General features: G+C 66.4%; 3 protein-coding genes. 2 read left to right on the top strand and 1 reads right to left on the bottom strand.

Features of this window, described 5'->3' with window-relative positions; genetic code table 11:
- Positions 1-856: thiamine pyrophosphate-binding protein (locus AC5JJ6_RS37690; RefSeq protein ID WP_496046953.1), on the bottom strand; the 856-nt coding region annotated here is incomplete at its 3' end.
- Between the two features lie 270 nt (positions 857-1,126).
- Between AC5JJ6_RS37690 and AC5JJ6_RS37685 the strand changes: the two genes are divergently transcribed.
- Both AC5JJ6_RS37685 and AC5JJ6_RS37680 read left to right on the top strand, forming a co-directional pair.
- Positions 1,127-4,426, top strand: coding sequence for an ATP-binding protein (locus AC5JJ6_RS37685; protein WP_496046952.1), 3,300 nt, complete (start codon positions 1,127-1,129; stop codon positions 4,424-4,426).
- A 28-nt stretch (positions 4,427-4,454) separates the two neighbouring features.
- A partial coding sequence (locus AC5JJ6_RS37680; protein ID WP_496046951.1) for an alpha-amylase family glycosyl hydrolase occupies positions 4,455-4,747 on the top strand: 293 nt, incomplete at its 3' end.

Raw genomic sequence — 4,747 nt, 5'->3', positions numbered from 1 at the left:
AATAGGGGAAGCCCGAGCCGATCATCAGGAGCGTGTCGCATTCCATCATCAAGTCGTAGCTGGGCTTGGTCCCGAGCAGGCCGATAGAGCCGGTCACCCACGGCAGTTCGTCCGGCAGGGCCGCCTTGCCGAGCAGCGCCTTGGCGGCGCCGGCCTGCAATTTGTCGGCGACCGCGATCACTTCGTCGGTGGCGTGCAGCGCGCCGGCGCCGACCAGGATCGCCACCTTCTTGCCGGCGTTCAGCACATCCGCCGCCGAGCGGAGGTCCTCATCGTAGGGGACGATCTTCGGCACCCGATAGCCGACGCCGGAGAACACGGAGCCGTGCTTGCGCGGCGGGTCCTCGTAAGGCATGTCCTGAAGGTCGTTAGGAAGTATCAGCGCCGTGACGCGCCGTTCCGATACGGCGATCCGGACCGCCCGGTCGACCAGATGGCGCACCTGTCCCGGAACCATCGCCTGCTGCACGAAGGCGCCGGCTACGTCCTTGAACATGCTGACGAGGTCCAGTTCCTGCTGGTAGTGCGATCCGACCGCCGTCCTCGCCTGCTGGCCGGCGATGGCCAGGACCGGCATATGGTCGAGACGCGCATCGTAAAGGCCGGTAATCAGGTGCGAGGCGCCGGGACCGGACGTGGCGATGCAGACGCCGAGTTCCCCCGTGAACTTGGCATGCGCGGCCGCCATGAAGGCCGCCATCTCCTCGTGCCGCGCCTGGATGAACTCGATCTTGCCGTCGAACCGGTCAAGCGCGCCCAGCAGGCCGTTGATGCCGTCGCCGGGGTAGCCGTAAACGCGCCGCACGCCCCAATCATACAAGCGCCGCCAGAAGAAATCGCCGACCGTCTGAGCCATCGTCCGTACCTGTCCTGCTGTGTAGCCAGATGAACTCAACAGCCGGATGGACGTCTTGTTTTGTGAAAATGATTTCATCTGCGGCGCCGATGGGGCCGGTCGAACGATTTACAGGTGCAGCCCGGCTTGCCGGACCCGGATCGCCGTACCACACCCGTACGCTTCGATCCTTTCGGCTCGCTCACGGGAGTTTAACCATCGTGCGTCCAATCTCCGTGTGCTTCATCGGGTGGAGCGCTCTGGCGCCGGCGGGATGGGAGTTTGTTTGAGGTGGACGAGTTACGCCGGCTGAAAGCGCTCGACGCTTACGAAATCCTCGATACCGAACCGGAAGCCGCTTTCGACCGGCTGACCGCCGTCGCCGCCGGCTTGTTCGGAACGCCGGTGTCGCTGGTTTCGCTGATCGACGAAACGCGGCAATGGTTCAAGTCCTGCCGGGGACTGGCGGCGACCGAAACGCCGCGCGACATGGCCTTCTGCGATTACGCGATCCGGGCCGACGACGTGCTGGTCGTTCCCGACGCTACCCGTGATCCCCGCTTCCGTTCCAACCCGCTGGTCGTCGGCGAGCCGCATATCCGGTTCTATGCGGGAGCGCCGCTGCGCACGCCCGGAGGGGAAGTGCTGGGCACCCTGTGCGTCATCGATTTCAAGCCGCGCCGCCCGTCGCCGGAAAAGATCCGGCTGCTCGCCCAGCTGGCCCAGGCCGTCGTCGACGCCCTCGAACTGCGCATGGCGCTGGCGCGGCAAGACCGGGAGACCGCCAGGCGCAAGGCGGCCGAGGAGCGGATCGCGCTGCTTCAGTCCGTCGTGCTCTACGCCAACGACTCCGTGCTGATCACCGAGGCCGAGCCGGTCGACGGCGACGGTCCCCGCATCCTCTACGTCAACGAGGCCTTCGCCGCCATGACCGGCTACACGGCGGACGAGGTCGTCGGGCGGACGCCGCGCCTGCTCCAGGGGCCCGGCACCGACCGCGCCACGCTCGACCGTATCCGGTCGGCTCTGGCCGCGTGGCAGCCGATCCGGATCGAGGTGCTGAACTACCGGAAGGACGGGTCGGAGTTCTGGGTCGAACTGGACATCACGCCCATCGCCGACAGCAATGGCTGGTACACCCACTGGATCTCCATCCAGCGCGACACCACCGAGCGCCGCCGTTCGGAGGAGTCGCTGCGCGAGCGCGAGGCGAAGGTGCGCCAACTGGCGGAGCGTCAGGAAGGTCTGCTCGACGCGCTGCCGGCCCATGTCGCATTGCTCGACGCGTCCGGCACGATCGTTTCCGTCAACAAGGCATGGCGGGCCTTCGCGCTGGAAAATGGACTTTCCGGCGGAGGGGTGGCGCTCGGTGCCAGTTATCTTGCCGTCTGCGAGAATGCCAGCGGCACCTGCGCCGAGGAGGCCTTGCCGATAGCCGCCGGCCTGCGCCGGATACTCCAGAGCGACCAGGATTTCTTCAGTCTCGACTATCCGTGCCACTCGCCGCGTGAGGAGCGGTGGTATCGTTTCATGGCGGCGCCGCTGACACCGGGACGGCGCGACGGCGCCGTGGTCATGCATGTCGATATCACCGAGGCCAAGCTGGCGGAGCGGGAGATCATCCGCGCCAAGGCCGAGGCGGAGCGGGCAGGCCGCGCCAAGACGGAATTCCTGGCGACCATGAGCCATGAGATCCGCACGCCGATGAACGGCGTCATCGGGCTGGCCGGCTTGCTGCTGGATACCGGCCTGGACGCAGCGCAGCGCCGGCTTGCCGAAACCCTGCGGGAATCCGCCGACCATCTGCTCCAGATCGTCAGCGACGTGCTCGATTTCTCCAAGCTGGAAGCCGGCCTGATCGAGTTCGAGGAAATCTCCTTCGACCTCGATCAGGTCGTGACGAGCACGCTCGACATGCTGGTGCCGCGCGCCCATGCCGCCGGTCTGGAGATCGGCTATCTGATACGATCCGCCGTACCCGTCCGTCTGGTCGGAGATCCCAGCCGGCTGCGCCAGGTCCTTCTCAACCTGATCGGCAACGGCATCAAGTTCACGGAAAGCGGCGGCGTCCGGCTGGAAGTGGACCTGCTGGGCAGCGACGGCGACGAAGTGCTGGTCGCCTTCTCCGTGACCGATACGGGAATCGGCATCGCCCCCGACCTCATGTTCCGGCTGTTCCGCGAATTTTCGCAGGTCGACGGCAGCACCGCGCGCCGCTATGGCGGGACGGGGCTGGGCCTCGCGATCAGCCAGCGGCTGGTCGCCCAGATGGGCGGCGACATCGCGGTGGACAGCACTGTCGGAGAGGGGAGCTGCTTCCGGTTCGAGGCGCTGCTGCGGCGGGACTGCGCATTCCCGGCCGATATGGCGAACGGTCGGCCGCGAATCGCCCGGGACGGGAGCCTGAAGGGTCTGCGCGTCCTGATCGCCGAGCCCAACCCGGTCGGACGCAAGATCCTGAAGGACCAACTGGCCGAGATCGGCGTATACGCGGAGGCTTTCCCATCGGACGGCGAGGCCCGAATCCATGCCGACCGGATGCTGCGGTTCGGCCGTCCTTTCGACATCGCCCTCGTCAACCTTGAGCCGCATGAAGGCGCTCCGTCGAACGAGCGCAGCGCGGTCCGCCTGCTGGCGGCAACGCGATGTCCGGCCCGTCTTTCGGATGGTCTCCTGGCCGTTCGCCAGTCGGAGTCGTGCGACGCGATCCTCCGGAAGCCGGTCGCCCTTTCGGAACTGGTCCGCTGCCTGGGCGCTCTCAGCGGCCGCACGAGCGATCCGGGACCGGAGGCACCCGGCCGTCCCGCCGCGGTGTCCGCATCTCCGCCGGTAAGGATGCGGGTTCTGCTTGCGGAAGATAACCGGACCAACCAGCTGGTCGCCGTAACCATGCTGGAGCGTCTGGGCTTCCGCGTCGATGTCGCCGCAAACGGGTTCGAAGCGCTCGAGGCGGTGCGCAGCCGGCCCTACGATATCGTCCTGATGGACGTCATGATGCCGGAAATGGATGGGATTGCGGCCACACGGGCGATCCGGGCGCTTCCCGGCGATGCCGCACGCATCCCGATCCTGGCCGTCACCGCCAACGCCTTCGCCCATGACCGGGACTCCTGCTTCGAGGCAGGCATGAACGGGTTCGTGTCGAAGCCCATCGTCGCCGACCGCCTGATGGAAGCGGTCAAGGCGCTGACGCACCCGGATGGCCGGAGCGGAGATGGGGAGGAGTCAGGAACCTTCGATGGTCACGCGGACTTCAGTTCATCCGTTCCGATAACCCTGCTGCGGGACATCGGCCTGGACGGCGTGCAGGAAACGGTGGCCGTCATGATCGAGGAAACGGTGTCGCGGCTGGACCGCATGAAGCGGCTGGCCGACCGGGGAGATACCGGCGACCTCATCCGCGAAGCGCATTCGCTGAAGAGCGCCGCCGGAACTTTCGGGCTGGATGCGCTTTCCGGACTGGCCGGGCATTTGGAAATGGCGCTCCGCCATGACCGCAAGGTCGATCATGGAGCGATCCTCAGCCGGATGAACCGGGCCTTCGTCCAGGGCGAACGTGAACTCCGCCGCTGGGTCGACGGCCTTGAATGAGCCGAACCGCGTGAAAGGCCGACACGTCATGAGCACCCATCCGTCTAGATCTGCGAAACCCGGTCCCGCCGCCCAGCTGTCGCCCCATGATCCGGACTGGTGGCGTGGCGCCGTGATCTACGAGATCTATCCGCGGTCGTTTCAGGATTCCAACGGCGACGGCATCGGAGACCTGCGGGGAATCACGGACCGGCTCGGCTATGTGGCCGATCTCGGCGTGGATGCGATCTGGCTGGCTCCCTTCTTCATGTCGCCTCAGAAGGATTTCGGCTACGACATCTCCGACTACTGCAACGTCGATCCGGCCTACGGCACCCTGGC

Source organism: Skermanella sp. (assembly GCF_059503625.1).
The sequence above is the reverse complement of the archived record's forward strand: the minus strand, read 5'-3'. Positions and strand labels throughout refer to the sequence as shown.